General features: G+C 60.2%; 2 pseudogenes. Both read left to right on the plus strand.

The annotated features are described in order from the left end of the window. Window positions 1-358, plus strand: a pseudogene (locus tag H9X91_RS14030) (electron transfer flavoprotein subunit beta); the annotation flags it as partial. A gap of 18 nt (window positions 359-376) precedes the next feature. Then, window positions 377-665, plus strand: a pseudogene (locus H9X91_RS14035) (acryloyl-CoA reductase electron transfer subunit beta); the annotation flags it as partial.

The following is a 665-nucleotide window of genomic DNA, read 5'->3' on the forward strand; positions in this document are numbered from 1 at the left end:
CATCCAGAAGGACGGCGACACCATCACCGTGAAGCGGATGCTGGAGGACGGCTACATGACCATCAAGGTCAAGACCCCCTGCCTGATCACCTGCATCAAGGAGCTGAACGAGCCCCGCTACATGAGCATCGACGGCATCTATGCCACCTACAACAAGCCGCTGGAGACCTTCGACTATGAGAAGCTGAAGGATCATCCCCTGATCGACGCCACCACCATCGGCCTGAAGGGCTCTCCGACGAACATCTTCAAGAGCTTCACCCCGCCCCAGAAGGGCGCCGGCAAGATGCTGGAGGGCGCCGGCAAGGAGACCTGCGAGGAGCTGGCTTCCATTCTGGCTGCCAAGCACATCATCTGAGAAGGGAGATAAACGAATATGTCTAATTTCAACAGCGCGGACATCGCTGCTTTCAAGGATGTGTGGGTGTTCTGCGAGCAGCGCGAGGGCAAACTGATGCCCACCGATTTTGAGCTGATCTCCAAGGGCCGGGACCTGGCGGACGAGCTGGGCGTGAACCTGTGCGGCCTGCTGCTGGGCGGCGAGGGGATCGAGAATGCGGCCAAGGAGCTGGGCGGCTACGGCGCCGACAAGGTGATCGTGTGCGAGAGCCCGCTGCTGAGCGTGTACAACACCGACGCCTATGCCAAGGTGATCTGCGACGTCA

It is taken from the genome of Oscillibacter valericigenes, from assembly GCF_016902445.1.
Taxonomy (GTDB): Bacteria; Bacillota; Clostridia; order Oscillospirales; family Oscillospiraceae; genus Oscillibacter; species Oscillibacter avistercoris.